Here is a 1,239-nt window from a genome sequence, read left to right as displayed (position 1 = left end):
CACGCTGATAGTAGTTGGGGGATCGCCCCCTGCGAGGATAGGACGTTGCTACGCGATTATTCCGGCATAGCTCAGTTGGTAGAGCACCTGACTGTTAATCAGGTTGTCGACGGTTCGAGCCCGCCTGCCGGAGTCGGGTTAACCACGTTAGCCAGATATGCCGGCTTAGCTCAGCTGGTAGAGCATCGGTATCGTAAACCGAGGGTCGGGGATTCGAATTCCTCAGCCGGCATCAGATGAGTTTCTAGTCGCTGACTAGGAGCTTTTTTTGTGTCTAAAATTCAAGTGGATTGACGGCAAATGGTCTAGTCATTTTGCAATTGGTCTAATATTTCTATACCAATTGGTATAGAAATAGGAACGCCGATCTGACAACGATAGTTAAAATTAATGACAAATTGATTTTATAGATAAACTCATTGTGGTATAGGTGTATTAGTGCTATCCTGAGAGTAACTAGAAAAGGATAGGGAGTTGCCATCATGAAAAACATTCTGTTAGTTTGCGGTCAAGGAATCTCAAGCCATTTGTTCATCGGGGAAGCTAAGCGAGTATCAGAAACCCAACGAGTTCCTTTGCATTTTCAGGCTGTGAGTTATTTGGAGTTAACACCAGAATTGTTGGCTGACCAGGACCTCGTCTTATTGACGCCTCAGGTGGCCTATCAAGCCGAGATTCAAGCAAAGATTGGGGATCGCGTCCCAATGGCTGTGATTCCTAACGATATCTATGGTTGGCTAAATAGTCAGGCTCTCGTGAAGTTTACGTGCAAGCAACTGGCTGTCCATCCCGCAGTGGCTTACTAAGATGACCGCCACAACGGTCACGCAATTGGCGATGCAGCTCCTGCTGGCAGCAGGGGAGGCAAAGCAGCTGTTACTTAAAGCGGCGGCTGACGGAAAGCTGACACCGACCGAACTGGCACCGTGTCGAGCCAAATTAGTCACGGCACATCAAGTCCAAACTAAAATCATGGCTGAATTGACGTCTAAGGGGCTTGGTCCAGATATCCTGGTGATTCATGCCATGGACAGTCTCATGACGGTAGAAAGCAATTTTGAGTTAATTCAACTATTAAACCTAAAATAAGTAAGAGACGTCGACTAGCCGCGACGCCTTTTTTATATTGATCGCAATTTTATTCATTAAAAGTATAATAGTCGGTCAGATTAGAAATGAATAAAAAACCTCAATTGTCAAATCAAGTGCAACACTAAGAATCTATTCTTAGAAGTGGTC

The 1,239-nt window shown here is 45.3% G+C and carries 2 protein-coding genes and 2 tRNA genes; all 4 read left to right on the top strand.

What is annotated here, in order from left to right; translation table 11 throughout:
• The first annotated feature begins 60 nt into the window (after window positions 1–60).
• The 4 genes from IV54_RS07610 (at window position 61) to IV54_RS07595 (ending at window position 1,089) form a co-directional block, all read left to right on the top strand.
• Window positions 61–133: transfer RNA gene (locus tag IV54_RS07610), tRNA-Asn, on the top strand.
• Between the two features lie 26 nt (window positions 134–159).
• Window positions 160–232 (top strand) — tRNA-Thr (locus tag IV54_RS07605).
• 250 nt (window positions 233–482) lie between these two features.
• Window positions 483–806 carry a PTS sugar transporter subunit IIB gene (locus tag IV54_RS07600; RefSeq protein ID WP_057878783.1) on the top strand — a complete coding sequence of 108 codons (324 nt, stop codon included), beginning with the start codon at window positions 483–485 and terminating at the stop codon, window positions 804–806.
• A 1-nt stretch (window position 807) separates the two neighbouring features.
• Window positions 808–1,089, top strand: a complete 282-nt coding sequence (locus IV54_RS07595; RefSeq protein WP_057878782.1) for a PTS lactose/cellobiose transporter subunit IIA — start codon at window positions 808–810, stop codon at window positions 1,087–1,089.
• Window positions 1,090–1,239: the final 150 nt, after the last annotated feature.

Origin of the sequence: Levilactobacillus paucivorans (assembly GCF_001437125.1) — a bacterium.
Taxonomy (GTDB): domain Bacteria; phylum Bacillota; class Bacilli; order Lactobacillales; family Lactobacillaceae; genus Levilactobacillus; species Levilactobacillus paucivorans.
The sequence above is the reverse complement of the archived record's forward strand: the minus strand, read 5'-3'. Positions and strand labels throughout refer to the sequence as shown.

What these genes read in the sequence shown, in the direction of transcription:
- IV54_RS07600 (WP_057878783.1), top strand. Translation starts at nt 483, where the DNA reads ATGAAAAACATTCTGTTAGTTTGCGGTCAAGGAATCTCAAGCCATTTG.
- IV54_RS07595 (WP_057878782.1), top strand. Translation starts at nt 808, where the DNA reads ATGACCGCCACAACGGTCACGCAATTGGCGATGCAGCTCCTGCTGGCA.